15 protein-coding genes and 1 tRNA gene are annotated in these 16,660 nt (G+C 53.0%); 10 read left to right on the top strand and 6 right to left on the bottom strand.

Annotated elements, in window-relative coordinates; all coding sequences use genetic code 11:
• Window positions 1–24 precede the first annotated feature (24 nt).
• Window positions 25–349 (bottom strand) — tRNA-Trp (locus HY394_04890).
• 100 nt (window positions 350–449) lie between these two features.
• Between HY394_04890 and HY394_04885 the strand changes: the two genes are divergently transcribed.
• Both HY394_04885 and HY394_04880 read left to right on the top strand, forming a co-directional pair.
• Complete coding sequence (locus HY394_04885) at window positions 450–1,778, top strand: hypothetical protein (protein MBI4053346.1); 1,329 nt, start codon at window positions 450–452, stop codon at window positions 1,776–1,778.
• Window positions 1,756–2,715, top strand: a complete 960-nt coding sequence (locus HY394_04880; GenBank protein ID MBI4053345.1) for a hypothetical protein — start codon at window positions 1,756–1,758, stop codon at window positions 2,713–2,715. The genes HY394_04885 and HY394_04880 overlap by 23 nt, the downstream gene beginning before the upstream one ends.
• Window positions 2,716–2,820: 105 nt before the next feature.
• Here HY394_04880 and HY394_04875 read toward each other — a convergent pair whose 3' ends face one another.
• The 3 genes from HY394_04875 to HY394_04865 all read right to left on the bottom strand — a co-directional run bounded on the left by HY394_04875 (window position 2,821) and on the right by HY394_04865 (window position 5,941).
• Window positions 2,821–3,972, bottom strand: a complete 1,152-nt coding sequence (locus HY394_04875; protein MBI4053344.1) for a 50S ribosome-binding GTPase — start codon at window positions 3,970–3,972, stop codon at window positions 2,821–2,823.
• 118 nt (window positions 3,973–4,090) lie between these two features.
• Window positions 4,091–4,711, bottom strand: coding sequence for a methyltransferase (locus HY394_04870; GenBank protein MBI4053343.1), 621 nt, complete (start codon window positions 4,709–4,711; stop codon window positions 4,091–4,093).
• Window positions 4,712–4,717: 6 nt separating this feature from the next.
• Window positions 4,718–5,941, bottom strand: coding sequence for a hypothetical protein (locus HY394_04865; GenBank protein MBI4053342.1), 1,224 nt, complete (start codon window positions 5,939–5,941; stop codon window positions 4,718–4,720).
• Between the two features lie 63 nt (window positions 5,942–6,004).
• On the opposite strand from HY394_04865, the gene HY394_04860 reads away from it, so the two are divergent.
• The 4 genes from HY394_04860 to HY394_04845 all read left to right on the top strand — a co-directional run bounded on the left by HY394_04860 (window position 6,005) and on the right by HY394_04845 (window position 8,496).
• Complete coding sequence (locus HY394_04860; GenBank protein MBI4053341.1) at window positions 6,005–6,766, top strand: TatD family hydrolase; 762 nt, start codon at window positions 6,005–6,007, stop codon at window positions 6,764–6,766.
• Window positions 6,767–6,792: 26 nt separating this feature from the next.
• Complete coding sequence (locus tag HY394_04855; protein MBI4053340.1) at window positions 6,793–7,191, top strand: hypothetical protein; 399 nt, start codon at window positions 6,793–6,795, stop codon at window positions 7,189–7,191.
• Window positions 7,192–7,244: 53 nt separating this feature from the next.
• Entirely contained in the window at window positions 7,245–7,799 is a 555-nt protein-coding gene (locus HY394_04850) for a ZPR1 zinc finger domain-containing protein (GenBank protein ID MBI4053339.1), read from the top strand.
• 79 nt (window positions 7,800–7,878) lie between these two features.
• Window positions 7,879–8,496 carry a DedA family protein gene (locus HY394_04845; GenBank protein ID MBI4053338.1) on the top strand — a complete coding sequence of 206 codons (618 nt, stop codon included), beginning with the start codon at window positions 7,879–7,881 and terminating at the stop codon, window positions 8,494–8,496.
• Window positions 8,497–8,503: 7 nt separating this feature from the next.
• Here HY394_04845 and HY394_04840 read toward each other — a convergent pair whose 3' ends face one another.
• Window positions 8,504–10,588 carry a diphthine--ammonia ligase gene (locus HY394_04840; protein ID MBI4053337.1) on the bottom strand — a complete coding sequence of 695 codons (2,085 nt, stop codon included), beginning with the start codon at window positions 10,586–10,588 and terminating at the stop codon, window positions 8,504–8,506.
• Between the two features lie 108 nt (window positions 10,589–10,696).
• Between HY394_04840 and HY394_04835 the strand changes: the two genes are divergently transcribed.
• The gene (locus HY394_04835) at window positions 10,697–11,452 is read left to right on the top strand and encodes a GNAT family N-acetyltransferase (protein MBI4053336.1); all 756 of its coding nucleotides are present in this window, start codon (window positions 10,697–10,699) and stop codon (window positions 11,450–11,452) included.
• Window positions 11,453–11,612: 160 nt separating this feature from the next.
• Here the strand turns inward: HY394_04835 and HY394_04830 are convergent, their stop codons facing one another.
• Window positions 11,613–13,187, bottom strand: coding sequence for a hypothetical protein (locus HY394_04830; GenBank protein ID MBI4053335.1), 1,575 nt, complete (start codon window positions 13,185–13,187; stop codon window positions 11,613–11,615).
• A gap of 217 nt (window positions 13,188–13,404) precedes the next feature.
• Between HY394_04830 and HY394_04825 the strand changes: the two genes are divergently transcribed.
• From HY394_04825 to HY394_04815, 3 genes are all read left to right on the top strand, one after another.
• Entirely contained in the window at window positions 13,405–14,157 is a 753-nt protein-coding gene (locus tag HY394_04825; GenBank protein MBI4053334.1) for a hypothetical protein, read from the top strand.
• 353 nt (window positions 14,158–14,510) lie between these two features.
• On the top strand, window positions 14,511–15,884 hold the full coding sequence (locus tag HY394_04820) for a hypothetical protein (GenBank protein MBI4053333.1): 1,374 nt from the start codon (window positions 14,511–14,513) through the stop codon (window positions 15,882–15,884).
• A 5-nt stretch (window positions 15,885–15,889) separates the two neighbouring features.
• Window positions 15,890–16,618, top strand: a complete 729-nt coding sequence (locus HY394_04815) for a fibronectin type III domain-containing protein (GenBank protein ID MBI4053332.1) — start codon at window positions 15,890–15,892, stop codon at window positions 16,616–16,618.
• The last annotated feature ends 42 nt before the right edge of the window (window positions 16,619–16,660 follow it).

Here is a 16,660-nt window from a genome sequence, read left to right as displayed (position 1 = left end):
GGGGGGCGGAGCCCCCTCCGCCTTTGGGATCACTGGGAATCGAACCCAGACCTACAGGTCACCCCGCGCCGTCATCGCCCGGCGAGTGCGAAGTTGAGGGTCCTCGCAATGCTCGAACCCTCTGCCGGCCGAATCACGCTTTTTTTGTTGTCATCGTTTCGCTTCTGCAAAACTCGTAGTACCTGTAGCTCGTCATCGCCCGCATCGCGGACTCGTCGCTCCAAAGACAAAAACCCCAACCATAAAAGAAAAGTTTTCTTTCTTTTTGGGCTGGAGCACTTTTTCTTTCTTCGCAAGAAAGAAAAAGGGCCCTCTGGAGCCTATCGGGCTGCCATTACCCCATGACCCCGACAGGTAAAAGAGTGCGCGGTTGGGTTTTTATTGGTTTTTCCGGCAGTGCAAGGGCGCCAATAAACCTTTATTAATACAAATTGCCTTTCTTGTATTTCATGCGCTCACGCGTTGCATTGGCGTTTTTGCTTGTCCTGGGCTTTGCAGTTTTCGCCTCGGCTTCCGTGCTTTCATCCAAGGACGTGCTGAATTTTGTCCGGTCGGAGAGTCTCCTGGATTCTGGCGAGCAGGCACAGATACTGCCTGAAACCACGGTTGCAAGCGCGGGGCGCAATTACTGGGTTGCCGCGGTTTTGGAGAACGGCTCGGTTTCGGATTTCATTCCGTTGTCCGATGAAAAGGATCCGAAAATCCCTGAAAGCGGTTTCCTGCGCAGGGAGCTTCTGCGCACCGCATTCGTTTTGAGGTCGGTCCTTGAGACAAAGCAGTCTTTTGACGCGCAGTCAAGCGGCTGGCTTTTTGACGACATCAACGTCAAGTTTTTCGATTCTTTCGCCGATTCGCTCAGGAACGAGAAATCCGACATTCTCACCGCCAAATCAGTTTTGGCAGGCTATCCTGCAGTGGAGGCCGACGCGGGCAGGCTTGCGGGCAGGCTTGACTCGCTTGTTTCCCTGGCTTCCTCGACGGGCAGCGGCTTTTTTGAAACGGAACAGAGGCGCCGCGAATTCTTCGAATCGCCCGACACGAATTCCATTGACAAATTGCGCGAAAATTTTGACTCGTCGTTTTCCGGTTTTTTCGCGTTCAATGACGCGGTCCAGGCGTACCTTGATGATGCCGACAAGCTCAAGCAGGCCGTCGCCTCGACCGGCCTGTCAATCGAGGAAAAGACGAGCATAAGCAATCTTTTGCAGGCACCGGACGAGACGCGCAGGCTGCCGTCGTTTTCAAATATCGCGGTTTCTTTGAAGCAGAGGATTTCGGATTCTTTTGACGACGCGGACTCCAAGTCACTGCTTTTCGCATCGAAGCTTGAAACCAGGGTGAAGAAAAGCTCCGCGCTCAAGGCCATAAACGGCAGGGACGACGCTTTGGTGAAAAAAACGCGGCCGGAATTTTCCTCGCTTTCAGGCGCCATTGCAATAGTCCTGGCAGAAGAAAACGAGTTTTTGTGGGCGGACCAAGCAGGGGTGGCGCAATTGAAGGATGACTGGGCGAAAACCCAGGTTTTCCTGAAAAGCGGAAAATACGATCTCGCATTGGCGTACGCTGAAAAATCCAAAAAAGACGTTGCCGACGTTTATTCCGCGGGCATTTCCGAAGCGCCGGCGCCTTTCGACAACGGCATTCTGCTCGGCATTGCGGCAATCCTTGCAGCCCTGCTTGTACTGCTGTTCGTTTTCGGAAAACGCAAAAAGATTGCCGCGGCCCTGTCACAGGGGCCAGAAGAGGTTGATTTGAATGAAGGCAACCCGCATTATTAGGCTTGCGGCAACGGCCTTGCTGCTTTCCTGCTTTTTTGCCGCGGCTTCCGCTGTTGCGCAGGCAGGGGTTTCCGTGAAATTGTTCGGCCTGCCGGATGGAACGCCGCTTTTCGCCGGGGAAAAAACGCGGATTGAAATAACGGTTTCAAACGATTCGGATGTTTCTCTGCAAGGCTTCGGCGTCCGGCTTGAGGCTTCCGACAACCTCTTTTTTTCACAGGGCTTCGGGCGCAGCAGGTTTTTTTTCGGCCAGGAAAACCTGAATCCCAGGGAGAAAAAAAAGTTTTTGGCGGAAATCGTTGTGGCGGAAAACGCCCCTGCCGACTCCAATGTTTCAATGGCCGCCTTTGCAGGAACGCAAAAGCTCATTCCCCTGCAGTCATTCGGCTTTCCTGTCGTGAAAAGCCCCCTGCAAATCTCGGTTTCGGTTGACGCTTCCGGCCTTTCATCCGGAAACGACGCGAAAATAAGCGTTTCCACAAAAAACGTTTCAAAGGAAACCCTCCGGAATGTTTCAGCCAAAGCGGTTCTCGCAAGCGGCCTGTTTTCGGCAAAGCCGGATGTTTTCATCGGCACGCTCGCGGCAGGCGAAGGAAAAGATTTTTCGATTGCGTTCAATTCCGAGCCTGAACCAAAAGGCAAAGCCGAAGTCCTGCTGGATGCAGGCTTTTCAATGGCTGACGGAACAATGCGGACGATTGAATTGCCGCTCAAGGCGGACAGCTCTTTCGCCATCGGCCTGCCGGTCATAGGCCTCGACTTCAACATCGCCATTTTCCTGGTGGTCGCGGCGGTTTTCCTGTTTTTCGCATTCCAAAAAATTTCCGACCCGAAATGGTTCAATCCCGGCCTGGCCGCCAAGAGGGCCGCGGCAAAAGCGCCTCCCGCCCCGCCAAAACCGCCGGCTGACGGAGAAAAGCTGAACAAGTTCAAATAGGTACTCTCAATTGAATGGCCGCCGAAATTTTTAATAGAAAAAATAAAGCAGATGGGTACGGCGCGTAGCGGCGTACCCGTCGTCGAACCAGCCGGACGAAACCGGCTAGGAACTGATTTCCACGACATCCATGTTTTTCATTTTATAGTTTTTTGAAACCTTCTGGCCCGGAAACCTCGTCGAACCCCATACCCTGACGAATTTGAGGTTTTGCGCGAAGTCCTTGTGCAGGGTAGTGACAACGTCTTTGGCTGTCGCGCCTTCCTTCAAAATGAGCGGCTCATCCATGTCCGGTTCCTGCCCCGGCCTTTTCGTGAAGACAAGTATTTTTCCAAGCATCGAGAACATCCTGTTTTTCACGTTTCCCAGGAATTCCGGCGAAGGCCCGGAATAAACGATTGTGTTCCATTTTTTCCTTATGGCGGCAAGCGCTTTTTCTTCCGGCATCCCGGAAAAAACGTTCACCAGCACAAGCGCCTTTTTGTATGCGATTTTTTCGTTGAGGGTTTCAGAAATCTTGTCGATCGTGGTTTCCTCGCCGAGAATGACGGACGCGTTTTTTATTCCGTGGCTTTTCAGGAATTCGGTGAATTCCTTTTCCGGGATTTTCAAAAACGTTTTCCCTGAAACGGTTATGCCCTTGAAGCCGGACTGCTTTATGGCTATTTTGGGCTTTTCGCGGTTTGCAAAAATGTACACCGCCTTCAGCTCGTTTTCTATGACCGCAAGCTCGTGCAGTGCGTTGCCTCCGGTCACGATTATCGCGATGGCGTCGGCATTCCTCACGGCGCCCAAAAACTGCGTGCCGGAAGCCCTGCCCTCCGAGCTGCCCTCGATTATGCCCGGCACTTCAACTATCTGGAGCTTGGTTCCGCTGAAAGGGGCCATTCCGACCTGGGGCTTTTTTGTAGTGAAAGGGTAGGGCGCCACTTCCACGTCGGCGTTCGTGAGCGCCTTGAGCAGGAAGCTTTTCCCGCTGTTCGGAAACCCGACAAGCGCGATCTGCCCGCAGCCCTCCTTTTTTATGTGCAGATCCTGTTTTGAAGCGGTCTTTTTCTGCTGGTCGCGCTGCTTCTCTATTTCATGGCGCGCCTGCGCGATTTTTTTGGATATTTCCGCGCGCAGTTTTTCGGCGCCCTTGTGGCTGGGCGCGCTTTTCCACATTTCCTGCAGGGCCTCAAGCTTCGCCTGCGGAGACTTCGCCTGCTCGTATTTCAACTGCGCGAGCCCGAATTCAACTGTGACATTTGCCGGCATGCAAAGAGATTGTGCGCAAAAACTTTTATGCCTTCTTTCGCCGGTTTCGCCCGGCGGGTGCGAAACTAAGGCTTATTGCTGATGCAATAAGCCGAGTATGCCGGTTCTTTTTTAAATTTCAGGGGCTTGCAGTATGGCGCGGCATGTGGTTTGCCTCGAACACCACGAGTTCCTCGAAAAAAAGTTTTTGCCTTGCGACGATTTTTCCGGCTAGGCCGTTTTCCCTGAGCTTTTTTTTGGTTTTTTGCAGGCCGTTCAGAGAGCTCTGCAGGAACAGTGCAGTGCCGCGCGGGGCAAGCCTTTGCGGGAGTCCGGCCAAAAACCTGTCGAGGATTTCCCTGCCGTTTTTTCCGCCATCCAATGCAAGTATTTCCGGCTTTTTGCTGGGAAGGTAAGGCGGGTTGAAGACAATGAGGTCAAATTTTTTGCCTTTTGGAACCGCCGAAAAAAGGTCGCTTTTTTTTGCATTCACTTTTTCCTGCAGCCCAAGAAGTTTTGCGTTGAGCAAGGCGTTTTCAACGCATTTTCCGTCCAGGTCTGCGGCGAGGACGTTTCCGCCTTTTTTTGCGCAGACGATTGCCTGGATGCCGCAGCCCGTGCCTATATCCATGCAGAGTTTGCCTTCAAGGGAAGGCTGGCCCGCGATTGTTTCAGCCAGCAGGAAAGAGTCCTCCTGCGGGTCGAAGACTTTGTCCAGCACAACCAGTTCGAGATCGCGGAAAAAGGCCTTTGTCGGCAAATTTGTTCACTGCGCCGTGGACGTTGAATTTGAATCTGAGAATTTTTTGCACGCCAGGAATTCCGGGTGCAGTGCGCAGACAGTCGAGGCGAGGTTTTCCACCGGCGTCTTGTACTGGCAGTCAACCACCGCAAGCGGGGTCACGTCGATGTTGTCCTTGACCGCCAATGCCTTGTTCGATTCTATGTCATCGCCGGCATGCGGAATGCACTGGTCGAAAACGTCCCTGTTGACTTTCGCCTCGTCAAGCCTTTTGCCGAGCTCTTCCTGCGTTAACGGCTGCATCCAGCGGTTGTTCAGCATGCGGCACGTGAGGTAATCGGGGTTGTTGTCCTCGACTTTGCCTATGTAGCCGCAGTAGGTTGTGTAAAAGCTTTTCCTGAATGCGTCAAGGCCGCGGGCGGTTTGCGCGCATTGCAGGTAGTTGACCGCAAGCGCTGCGTCGGTGGACTTGTTTTTGGCGTCAAGCTCCGCGGAAGTGGTGGGAATGAAATAATAGTCCATTGAAACATTCGAGTTATCGGAGTTGAAGTCGAGCCTGAACTTGTCGAGCAGGGCTTCCGAGACAATGCATGTTTCGCAGTACGGGTCGGTGAAGACGAAAACCTGCGCCTGGCTGGCGCTGCCGCAGGACGCGTTGTCCTGCAGGAAAGTCGTCCTAGGCACGGAGTCAAAACCGATCTCTGGAATCACAATCGTGTTGTCCGTGAAGACTATGCCTGGATTGGTTTTCTGGTAAAACTTTATGACGTCCTCCAGCTTGGCGAAGCCGCTTGACTTGGTCTTCACAAGGAACTTGTCGCTGATAGTTGGCTTTCCGACCAGCACGACCGGAACATCCTTTATGCCGAAATCGCGCAATATCTTGCTTCCGTCAGCGCTGTTCGCGTCGAACTGCTGCAATTGCGTCGGAATCTTGTTCTGCTTCAGCAAAACCATGAACGAGTGCTCCTTGTCGCACGCCACGCAATCCTTCGAGGTTATGAGAATGATGCGCAGATATTCCGGTTGCGGCCCGGAATCCTGGGATTTGAGCTTCAACTGCTGTTCGGGCACGGAAAGCTTTGCAATGAGGCCGAACGCGACAAGCAGTGCGATTACAAGCAGGGCCCAGAAATACGCGGGCGGCTTTTGCTGTGCGGAATTTTTCGCCGGATTTTTCTGCGGCTCCGGATTTTTTTCCGGTCCAGCTTCAGCGGTTTCCTCCGGCTGGTTTTCTTTTTCAGGCATCGTTTTTCCCAACAACTCCTTGCAAAAAAAGCTTTATAACCTTTCCCGCAATCGTTTTTGCGAATGTTCGTTGACGCGCACTGCCACTTGGACTGGTTCAATGAGCCGGAAGCGGCGGTGCGTGAGGCCGGCGCGACTCGCGTAAAAAAAATCGTTTCCTGCTCAACAAACCTTCTGTCGATTCAAAAGCACATTTTGCTTGCGCAGGAATTCAGCGAAATAGAGATTTGCCTCGGCATTCATCCCGCCGATTTGCTGTCGATGCCGCCCGCCGAAATCGAAAAAGCCAGGGCGCTTGTTTCGCAGAACATTGGAAACGCAGCCGGCATCGGCGAAGTAGGCCTGGATTTCATGCGTGCAAAAAGCGGAACCGAAAAAAAACTGCAGGCCGAAGCCTTCGGGTTTTTCGCCGCCCTCGCGAAAAAGGCTTCAAAGCCGGTTGTCGTGCATTCGCGCAATTCTGACAGCGAATGCCTAAGCATGCTTGAAGGCCTGGGCTGCAGAAAGGTTTTGCTGCACTGGTGCACGAATTCCGCCGAAACCGTGAAGCGGGCCTCCGCCCTCGGATATTTCATGAGCGCCGGCCCGGCAATAATTTCGGGCAAAAAGGCTTCATCCGTTGCGAAGGAAATTCCGCCGGAACTCCTGCTGCTTGAAACCGACGCGCCCGTCGCATTTTCAGGAAAGCAGTCTTCTCCCGCGTGGATTCCGCTGGTCGCGGAAAAAATCGCGGAACTCCACTCCCAATCCATTTCCCGCGTGGAAGAGCAGACGACCGCCAACGCTGAACGGCTTTTCCGCTTCAGGGCTTCAAAAAAAGGTTAAAAGAACATAGCTGCGAATTATTTCAGGTGAGGGGTTTGGCAGTCAACACTTTTCTAGTGGTTCTGATCGTGGCGCTTGTAATCGGCAATGCACTGCTTTCCGCGGCAAAGCCGAAAAAAAAGCCTGAATGGGTGGAAGCAAAAGCGGCCGGCGCAAGCACCCAGCCTGCCAAGCCGGGAGAGGTTTATTTCAATGCTGCCGCGGCGCTTGAACAGCAGGTTGAAAGCATTTCAAGGCTGCAGTCCGAGCTTTCGGGCAGGGTTGACTCGCTTGAAATGAAACTGCTGAGATTGCAGCGCCCCGGCAGTCCTGTCCTTGGAAATACGGTTTCAATGCAGAATGAAACCGTGAAGGCCGACGATGACGAGGAAGAATTGCGCAGGAAAATAAACGAGCTTGTCTACCACGCCGGAGAGTCCGGCTGAAAAAACCGCATGGTTTGAATCCGGGCCGACCAATTTTTTTCAGGTGCTTTGACTTGTCCGCGAACCTTTTCACGCAATGCCCGCAGTGCGGCGGAAAAGCCTCGTCCGTGCAGATCGCAAAAAAAATACCATTGTTCGGCGAAGCGCTTTTCACCACGATAACCTGCGGAAAATGCGGTTTCAGGCTGAGCGATGTCTTTTCAGTTGAAACCCACGCACCAAAAAAATTCTGGGTGGAAATTTCATCCGCTGGCCAGATTCCGACTAAAATCGTGAGGTCAAGCTCCGCAACAATCAGGATTCCGGAACTGGGCCTGTCTCTCGAGCCGGGCCCGATGTCCGAAGGCTTCGTTTCAAACGCCGAAGGCGTGCTTGAAAGGTTCAGGGGCGCGGTGGAGTCCGCAAAGAATTCCTCCGGGAACCCGAAAACAAAGGCGAACGCGCAAAAGCTCCTGGAAAAAATTGCTCTGGCCGAAAACGGAAAGCTTACTTTCACGATAGAACTTCTGGACCCTTTCGGCAATTCGGCTTTGCTCGGAAAGCACGTCAAATCGGGAAGGCTTTCCGAAAAGGAATTGAAAGGCCTGAAAACCGGCCTTGGCGCATAACCCGCCTTTTCGTTGCATTTGCATGCCCGCAATCGCTTTAAATGCTTTTTCGGTTTAGCTTGTTTCCTGCGGGTTAATCATGGTTTTTGTCGAACTTATCGCGGAACACGTCACGGCCCTGATTTCGGCGGCCGGCTATCCGGGAATATTCCTTCTCATGGCCCTGGAAAGCATGATAACGCCATTGCCTTCAGAACTCGTGATGCCTTTCGCGGGATTCCTTGTTTCAAACGGCGCAATGGACTTCTGGCTTGTCGCATTCGTCGGCGCGCTCGGCAGCCTGTTCGGCTCGCTTATCTCCTATTATGCCGGGATGAAACTCGGCAGGCCGGTTATCCTGCGATTCGGCAAATACGTTTTCCTGAATGAGCATCACCTTAAGTGGACGGAACAATGGTTCCAAAAACACGGCGCGAAAACCATTTTTATAGGCAGGCTCCTGCCGGCAGTAAGGCACATAATTTCGATTCCGGCCGGCCTCGGCAAAATGAATCTGGCGGAATTTTCCGCTTACACTTTCGCGGGCGCGTTTGTGTGGTGCGCATTTCTGACTTTCCTGGGCATGCAATTGAAGGAAAACTGGCAGGTAATCCTGCAATTCACAACAGCCATTGACGCGATTGTCGTCATTGCAATTCTTGCGGCCGCGGCTTTTTTCGTTTTCTCTCACATGAAACGGAAAAACCGCGCAAAATAGCTTTTTGTCATGGCTTTGCTTCAAGCCCGATTTCCCTTATTTCGAGTTCGCCGGAAAACGCGTTCCGCATTTTCTTTTCCGATGAAACGATTTTCAGGCGTTTTTTGAAGTTGGGCGCGTCCAAAACCAATGATTCGAATTCGCCGCCCTCGCCCGCGCAATTGAAGCCGATTTTACTGCCCAGTGCCGCGAGCTTTTCAATTTCTTTTTTCCCGACCGGCTTTCCCAACCAGCTTTCGTCAAGGCCATACGCGGCGATTTTTATCATGACAAATTCAAAGCCCGCGTCAACAAGCTCCAGCAGTTCCTCTTCCTGTTTTTTGTGCCACAGCGGCGAAAACAGGCGCAAATGCAAATCGTTGCAGATTTCCTGGATGCGGTCGCGCTGGTAGTTGCTGTACAATGCGCCGGAAACCGCGCCCTCGGTTCCGAATTTTTTTTTGGCTTCCGCCAAAGCAGACTTCAATTCAACGAGTTCCTTTTCCTTTTCGCCTTTTGTCCTTTTCACGACAAGCGGGATGCCGAGCGCTTCGGCCTGCAATGCGAGTATTCTTTCGTCCGGCCTGTGGTACATGAACGAATCGGGGTTTTCCGGAATGATTGAAACAAGGCAGGAAATTTCATAGTTCATGCGCTGCATTGTCCACAATGCGAGGCACGAATCCTTGCCGCCGGAAAACAGCGCGGCAAGCTTCATGTTTTTGCGCGCCGCGAACCTTTGGAGAAATGCCGCCTTTCCATGCGAGCCGCTTTTTTTGGCAAGCCGTTCCAGGGCCTTGTCGAAATTGCTGCCGTATTGCGCCGCAATTTTCCCCCTCTCCGCAAATTCCGCCGGAATGCCGAGTGCAAGCGCAGCGTTTCTCAGGATGGCCTTGTTCCTTTCGCCTTCAATCTTCTGTCTGTCCGGAAGCGACAATGCGAATTCCGCGAGCCTTTTGTCGAGGAACGGGAGGCGCAATTCGATGCTGTTGTTCATTGAAACCACGTCGTCTCGGTACAAATCGTTTTCGTGCATCTGCAGCAGGAGGTTCAGCGAGTCTTTTTGCAGGCTGTTCGACTGCCTGAAGCGCGCATAGCCGCAGAAAATCTCGTCAGCGCCGAGGCCGGAAAAAATGACTTTCACGCCGTGCCTTTTCGCCTCTCGGCAGGCGGCAAAAACCGGAAGCGCGACGCCGGCGCGCACGGGGTCGCTTGACTCGATGAGCGGCACGACTTTTTCAAGCAGGCCCGGCACTTCATCCAGCTTGACCGGAACGGTCTCAAGGTCCAGGTCCAACCGACGCGCGGCTTTTTGCGCGAACGCCAAATCCTTCGGCTCGCCTGCGCCTTCGGCAAAAGCGAAAAAGCACTTGAATTTCAGATTCATTTTTTTGAACAGCACTGCAAGCACAAGCGAATCCACGCCGCCGCTGAAAAGCAGGCCGAAGCTTTTTTCCGGCACGCGCTTTTCCACGGCATCTGATAGAAGGGCAATCAGCCGGTTTTCCGCGCCCTCATCATCCAGCCGCAGTTTTTTTATTTTCAAAAAAGGCCGCTTCAGGAATTCCGCCTTTTTCGTTTTCAGGTCGAAAACAAGCACGTGCCTCGGGTCGAGTTCGCGTATTCCCGAAACAGCGCCTGCAGCCTCCAGGGCCTTTTTTTCGGATGCAAAGCAGAACCCGCCTTCAATGGAATAGAACAGCGGTTTCACGCCGAACAAATCGCGTGACAGAAAAACTTTTCCGCTGCGCCAGTATGAGAAGGCCCAGATGCCGTCCAGTTCTGCGAGGGTTTTTTCCAGCGAAGTTTTTCCGGTTCCGTTTTCGCGTTCCAGCAGCCTGAACACAAGCTCCGAATCGTTGCGCGCCCCGGCTTTGTGCCTTTTCGCAAGCTCTTTCCAGTTGTAGATTTCGCAGTTTGACGCGAAAACGCCTTTTCCGCGCAATGGCTGTTCAACCGAGCCGACGACGCTGTGAAGCAGATGGCCAAAGGCGTTTTCCTTTTCAGCCACGACTTTGCGGCAGTCCAAACCCCTGTCCTGCATGCAGTCAAGCGCCTTTTCCGCCCTCGCTTTTGCGTCAGGAAAACCGAAAAATCCGGCGATGCCGCACATAAAGGGATTTGTCAAAAAAAGGCAATAAAAAGCGGATTGGCGGCATTCAGGCCCTGTGCCCTCCGGCATTCCGAAAACTTTTAAACTGCAAGCCCTCAATCTTGTGTCATGTATCCTTCAAGCCTCAAACACTGGTGTGAAAAACCGGAATTTGAAGAGCTGCCCGTCGACGGCGACTTTTACTGGAACTGGAAAGACGTGCATTTTTTGCCATACTTCTGGCTTGAAAAAAAAGATGTTGCGGCGCTGCCGGCGCCGTTTTTTGTCTGGGACATGCATCCCGACTCGCCGGTCGGCTTTGAATCCGATGCCGCCGACGCCCTGACGAACATAATCGCGCTTGCGCAAAGCTTTGACGCCCTCGGCATGGACTCGGATTTGAGAACGGATCTGCGCAGGCTTGAAAGGAAAAACGAAAACGTCAAGCTCGTTGAAAACGAGAAAGGCTGCCTCCGCAAAAGCGCAGAATGGTTTTTGGAATTCTGGAAGGAAGAAAAAGCGGATTTTGAGCGCAGGCTTTTGCTCTGGGAAAAACATGCGCGCACGCTCAGCGCGTACGACGGCAAGGAACTTCTGGGCGTGCACATCTGCCTTGACGGTTTTGGGGGCGATGCCGGCACAACCTATTACTTGGGCTGCTGGTGGAACAGAAAGCACAAAAGCAGGTCGATTGCAACCTTCCTGCTCGCAAAAGACATCGCCAACGCCATCAGCGCCGGCAAAAAGTTTTACGACCTTGGCGTCGGGGACGAGCCATACAAAAAACAGTGGGGCGTCATTGAAAGAAAGTCGAAATATTTCGCCAAAATGCCCGCCAAACTCGCGGGAGAGCTCGGCTTGAAAAAGTTCGAGGCAACCGACTAGGCTGGCCTGCATATTTTTTTAACCTGTCCGGCAGCCCCTATTAGCGGCGATGATGAGGTTAACACCTTCTGAAGCGGAAGCAAATGTTGATTCAACTCAACTCTGAGCCATTTTATTGCCTGGTTTATTTTATTGCGCCCATGATTTCCGGCCGGTTTTCTCAGCCCTGTGCCTGCAGCTGGTAAAAGAAGTTCTGTTCAAGGCCCTGGTTGAGGTAGGAATAAACCTTTCCGAAATTTTCGCAGTCTATTTCCTCATAGGAATGCGCGAACGCAAGCGAATATTTTTTCATGGTCTTTTCCTTTTGCGCGCAATCCGCTTTCGGGAAATCGAACAGTTCGGGGATCGTTTCCGGCGGCTGGCCCATCCTTGAGGCCTCGGTTATGCTTGGCCTGCGCAGGGTTTCAAGGTAAAACGCCTTGCCGAGCACGGGAAAGACGTAAATGTTCCCTTCTTTCGGCACGTTTTTGTCAACCCAGCTGAAAAATTCCAGGTCGATTGGCCCCGGTTTCGAGCCAAGCTTTTCCGCATCCATTGAAATAGCGGTTGAAAAAACCGCGAACGCGAGGACTATGGCAAATGCCACGGAAACAAGGCTCAGTGCAGGGCCCTCCTCTTTCATGCTGCCGAAGCTTTCGGCAAACCTGAACAAAGCATACAGCCCAAACCCTGCGAAAAGCATCACGAAATACCCCACGGCCTGGTAGACGCGCGCTCCCGGCGCAAGGAAAGAGAAGCCGCTCAACCTGAACTCCAAAAACAATGCCGCCATGAAAACAGCATACAGGCAAATGGCGGGCATCTTTTCATTGTACAGCCCGGCAAGCCTGTTGCCCTTTTTTGACAATGCGGCCAGCACTTTTGCCAGGACAATCAGGGCAACTGCGCAAACGCCGGCCCCGGCCAGGCCCACGACAAGCAGGTTTGAATACCCTGAAATTTCAAGCAGCCTTTCCTCCGGCCTCCAGGGCGGAATCCGCAGCCTTGACAGCAAATCCAAAAGGAACGGAACCCATTCCTGGTTTGGATTGATTTTCAGAAACGTGGCGAAAAACCTTGACAGGTAAAGCAGGATTGCGCCCCCGCCCAGAAAAATCACGGCATTCCGCTTCACTTTTTTCAGGTCGGACAGCATCAGCAATGCAAACGCCGGCAAAAGGATTATCGCATAAACCGGGTGGATAAGGGCGCTGGCAAAAAAAGTGATGCCTGAAAGGACAATGAAGCGTTTCTGCTTCCAGGCTTTAATGAAAAAAAACAGGTTGAACGGAATCAACGCCGTGCCGACTGCCATGGGCACCAGGAACTGGGGACCCAAAAAAAGCCTGCTGCTCCTCATGCCGACAACCGCAATTGCGCAGAAAACGCCCGCCAAACCGCTTCCGAAAAGCCTTCTCGCGAAAACAAAAGTGCCGGTTGCCAGGAGAAAAGTGATGATTGACGGCAGGATTGCGCCCAGCAGGGTTTCATGCAGGTTTGTCACGACAAGAAGCGAGGCGAGCCAGACATGGAAACCCGGTTCAGGGTTAAGCAGGGGATTCTCATCCCTGTAGCCATCGCCGTAAGGGTACCGGTATACGAGCTTTCCGTCGTCCCTGATTATTTTTGCGAGCGCCAGATGGTCGAACGAGTCCTGGTGCAAAGCAAGCGGATTGGCAATGTAAATGAAGCCGCTTGTGGCAATGCCGGCAAGCAAAAATGACAATGCAACAAGCGCCTGAAAGCTCCGGTCCATAGCATACAAAAACGCAAAACTAGATTAAAATGGTATTCCCTGTTTTGATTAAAATCGTATTCCATGTTTTCCCGTTTTTTTCCGCCCACGCCAAAACAATGCCGGCGGTTTTGGCGGATGGAACATTTAAATACGAAAATGAATTAACATATAAGTGGTTTGCAGGCGGGGGTAATTTTTGCGATGGGGTAAAACCATAGCAGTGCTGTTTTTTGCCATGCTTGCTTCCGCCGTGTTCGCGCAATCCTCCCCGGACGCGAATGCGCCGGCGCAAAATTCCGTTCCGCAACAGCCGATAACCATTGTTTCAGTCGCGCCGAAAGACGGTTCGAATGGCGCGGTGCTGGTGCTCCAATTTTCGGTTGACACTTCGGTCAAAAAGCTCTTGGACGTCAAAATTTCCGTCAACGGCACAGTATTGCTGCGCATACCGGAATTCACGCCCGAACAGGAAACGTACACGGTTGAAATCGCGGCGGAACCGCAAAAAAACTATGAAATAAAAATCACGGCAAAAAACACTGTTCCCGCAATCGTGAACTACTTCAACCAATTCTCCGAACCCCCGCTGCCAGCGGAAAGGCCGCGTTCTGCAGTGCCGCAGGCTCCTGCTCCGGGCCCGGTGCAGGCGCCCAAGCCGTCGCCTTTCCCGAAACCAATGGTGAGCCAGCTTGAATTCTACCTGACCATCGCCGTGCTCGGCGCGCTGTTTATGGCTGCGGTCGGCTTCCTGTTCATGATAAGCAGGAAACCCAAAACCCACGCAGGCGGCGGAAGCGAAAAAACAATGCAAGGCGATTCGCGCCTGCTGCCGGCAACGGAGCCTCAGCCGTCCATGGCAATGCCTTTCACGCAAAGCCAGGCGCAAAAGCCCGGGCCGGCTGCAAAACCATTGAAGCCGGGGGCAAAGCCGAAAGCAAAAAAAGAAATTAAGGGAAAAGCACAAATTAAACGGGGTAAAAGGAAATGAATTGCAGAAATGTTGTTTGGGCGATTGCTATCCTGTTACTGTCCTTTTTTGTGGCGGAAGCCGCCGCCGCGACATGCACTGACAGCGATAACACTGTTGTATCCGCCACGCGGACCGCGTCTGAATTTGAACCTTTTAACGCGATTGACGCCAGCGGGGCACCGGTTACGTGGTATTACGACCCTTTTGGGCCGAGCCTTTTTACCAAAGGCCAGATCAATCCGCCGTTTAATGGTAATGTTAATGATCGTTGTCAGAATGCGCATTCGATTGAAGAAGGTTTTTGCGCGCCGGATGGAAGGGCACTGCAGTTTGCGATCGGCGCATTAGACTGGTGGTGTGAAGACGGGGCTTTGGTTGGCAATCGCTGCAATGTTGAAGGGGAAAAGGCGTGCGTTAGCGGAGACCTGTACGCATGCCACAAGAATTACAATCCGCCGCGGGCACCGGGCGTCAGCATATACGGCCTCACGGAAAAAGTGGAAGAATGCTCCAACGGCTGCTCCGCTGGCGCGTGCGTCCCGCAATCATGCACTGACGAGTGTTCCATTGCAACTTCCTACCAGTGCTCCGGCAGCAACCTCCAGGAATGCCGGATTGTGAACGGCTGCAAGAAATGGGTCACAACCGAAACATGCACGAAAGGCTGTGCGAACGCGCAGTGCAAGACCTGCACCGATGCCTGCACTCCGGGCACAAGTTACTGCCTGAACGGGAATTTGAAGTCATGTTACCTTCCGCCGGACGCCCAGTGTTATTCGGAAATCGGGACTGTCTGCCCGCTCGGCTGTTCAAACGGCGCCTGCATTTCCTCGGTCTGCGGCAACAATGCCTGCGAATCAGGCGAAACCCAGGCCAACTGTTCAAAGGACTGCACTGGAGCTGCCCTGACCATGACTTCGCCCGGCGCAACCGAAGACCTCTCCGACGGCATCCAAATAAGCGCCACGGTTTCGCAGGCGGCAAAGTATTTTGAATTCGTGCTCACTCCGCTGAACTACATTTATCCGGGCTACACTTATCCTGTTTCGCGCGTGAACGCCACAACCAGCATCTCCGAAACAATTCCGCGTTCCGGGGTTTTTTCACGGGGCTTTCCGGCAATCGGCCCCTACGCCTTCAAAGGCAGGGCATGCAAGACAAAAACCGGCTCAACGTTCTCGGACTGCGGGCCTTGGAGCGAAAAAACAGTTCAAGTGTATTACGCCGCGCCAAACCTTCCGGGGCCGGCTAACGGTTCAACGGTAACCTTGGGTGAAATTCAGGGAGGGCGCAGACTGCAAGCAGAATTCCCGTATCCGGACGGGATTCCGGCACAAAACACCCTGAAAATCCATTTTAACCTTTCCTGGCAGGCGGGCGAAGAGCAATTCTGGCCCGTTTCATGCAGCCTGCCAGGCGGTGTTTCATCATTGTACGGCAGCTGCTATGCGAGCACGCCCATACCTTCGCCGCCCCTCGGGATTTCCTCCGCCAAGCCAAAATGGTCGGCGGCAGGCCAGATGACCTATCTGTCATTAGGCAAACTGACCACTTTCATGACAAACTTCTCGCCGGAAAATAATTTTAATTTCAAGGGCGCGCCCAAGCCGAGGCCGCCCACGCTTGATGGCACGACAAGCCAGAAGGAATTCTGTGACACGTGGTGGGATGCCTGCAAGTCAAATCTCACGTCCCCGAACTGCAAAAACCTTAAAATTTCGGAGCGCTGCAAAAACACGGGGTGAAAACAATGGCGGGTAAAAAAATTTTCATCGGAATTGTCCTGCTGCTTGTCCTGCCGCTTGTCGCGGCTTCGGTCATAATCCAATGGCAGGCGCCCACGCAGAACACGGATGGCTCGCAGATTTCAGGCCCATTGTCATACAACATTTACCGGTCAAAACCCTCTGTCGGCAGTTCCCCGATCGGTTCAACTGTTGAGACAAGCTATGCTGACACTGCAACAACCAGCGGCACGGAATACTGTTATCAGATAACCGCCCTTTCCGGCGGCGTTGAAAGCGACAAATCTTCGGAAGGCTGTGCCCTTGACTCCGGCACGGTGAAATTCTGCAGTTCCGATGCCGACTGCCTGGCAGGAAAACTGTGCAAGAACAATGTCTGCACCGACGCGGTCTGCGGCAATGGCGTGAAAGAAATTGGGGAGGAATGCGACAAAACCGATTTTGGCACGCAAACCTGCACAGGATTCGGCTTTGACGGCGGAACCCTCAAATGCTCGGCTTCCTGCAAACTCGACAAGAGCGGCTGCGCAAACTATGTATGCGGCAACAACAAGCTTGAACCCGGCGAGGAATGCGAGGGCAGCAACCTCAACGGCAAGACCTGCGCATCGCTCGGCTTCAGCGGCGGAACCCTTGCATGCAATGCGTCATGCACATTTAATGCTTCAGGCTGCGCCGACCCGCCCAAGCCGCCGACAGACGTTGGAACGGTTTTTCCCCCGAGGAGCGGATGAGGTTTTTAATGCTTATCCGATGTAATGGACAATTGGAGTTGG

This window comes from Candidatus Diapherotrites archaeon, assembly GCA_016205145.1.
Classification (GTDB): Archaea; Iainarchaeota; Iainarchaeia; order Iainarchaeales; family JACQJH01; genus JACQJH01.
This window is presented reverse-complemented; position numbering and strand designations above follow the sequence as displayed.

Excerpts from the sequence above, each read along its gene's own strand:
- HY394_04875 (MBI4053344.1), bottom strand. The coding sequence starts at position 3,972 with ATGCCGGCAAATGTCACAGTTGAATTCGGGCTCGCGCAGTTGAAATAC.
- HY394_04815 (MBI4053332.1), top strand. The coding sequence starts at position 15,890 with ATGGCGGGTAAAAAAATTTTCATCGGAATTGTCCTGCTGCTTGTCCTG.
- HY394_04840 (MBI4053337.1), bottom strand. The coding sequence starts at position 10,588 with ATGTGCGGCATCGCCGGATTTTTCGGTTTTCCTGACGCAAAAGCGAGG.
- HY394_04880 (MBI4053345.1), top strand. The coding sequence starts at position 1,756 with ATGAAGGCAACCCGCATTATTAGGCTTGCGGCAACGGCCTTGCTGCTT.
- HY394_04835 (MBI4053336.1), top strand. The coding sequence starts at position 10,697 with ATGTATCCTTCAAGCCTCAAACACTGGTGTGAAAAACCGGAATTTGAA.
- HY394_04860 (MBI4053341.1), top strand. The coding sequence starts at position 6,005 with ATGTTCGTTGACGCGCACTGCCACTTGGACTGGTTCAATGAGCCGGAA.
- HY394_04885 (MBI4053346.1), top strand. The coding sequence starts at position 450 with ATGCGCTCACGCGTTGCATTGGCGTTTTTGCTTGTCCTGGGCTTTGCA.
- HY394_04845 (MBI4053338.1), top strand. The coding sequence starts at position 7,879 with ATGGTTTTTGTCGAACTTATCGCGGAACACGTCACGGCCCTGATTTCG.
- HY394_04825 (MBI4053334.1), top strand. The coding sequence starts at position 13,405 with ATGCTTGCTTCCGCCGTGTTCGCGCAATCCTCCCCGGACGCGAATGCG.
- HY394_04865 (MBI4053342.1), bottom strand. The coding sequence starts at position 5,941 with ATGCCTGAAAAAGAAAACCAGCCGGAGGAAACCGCTGAAGCTGGACCG.
- HY394_04830 (MBI4053335.1), bottom strand. The coding sequence starts at position 13,187 with ATGGACCGGAGCTTTCAGGCGCTTGTTGCATTGTCATTTTTGCTTGCC.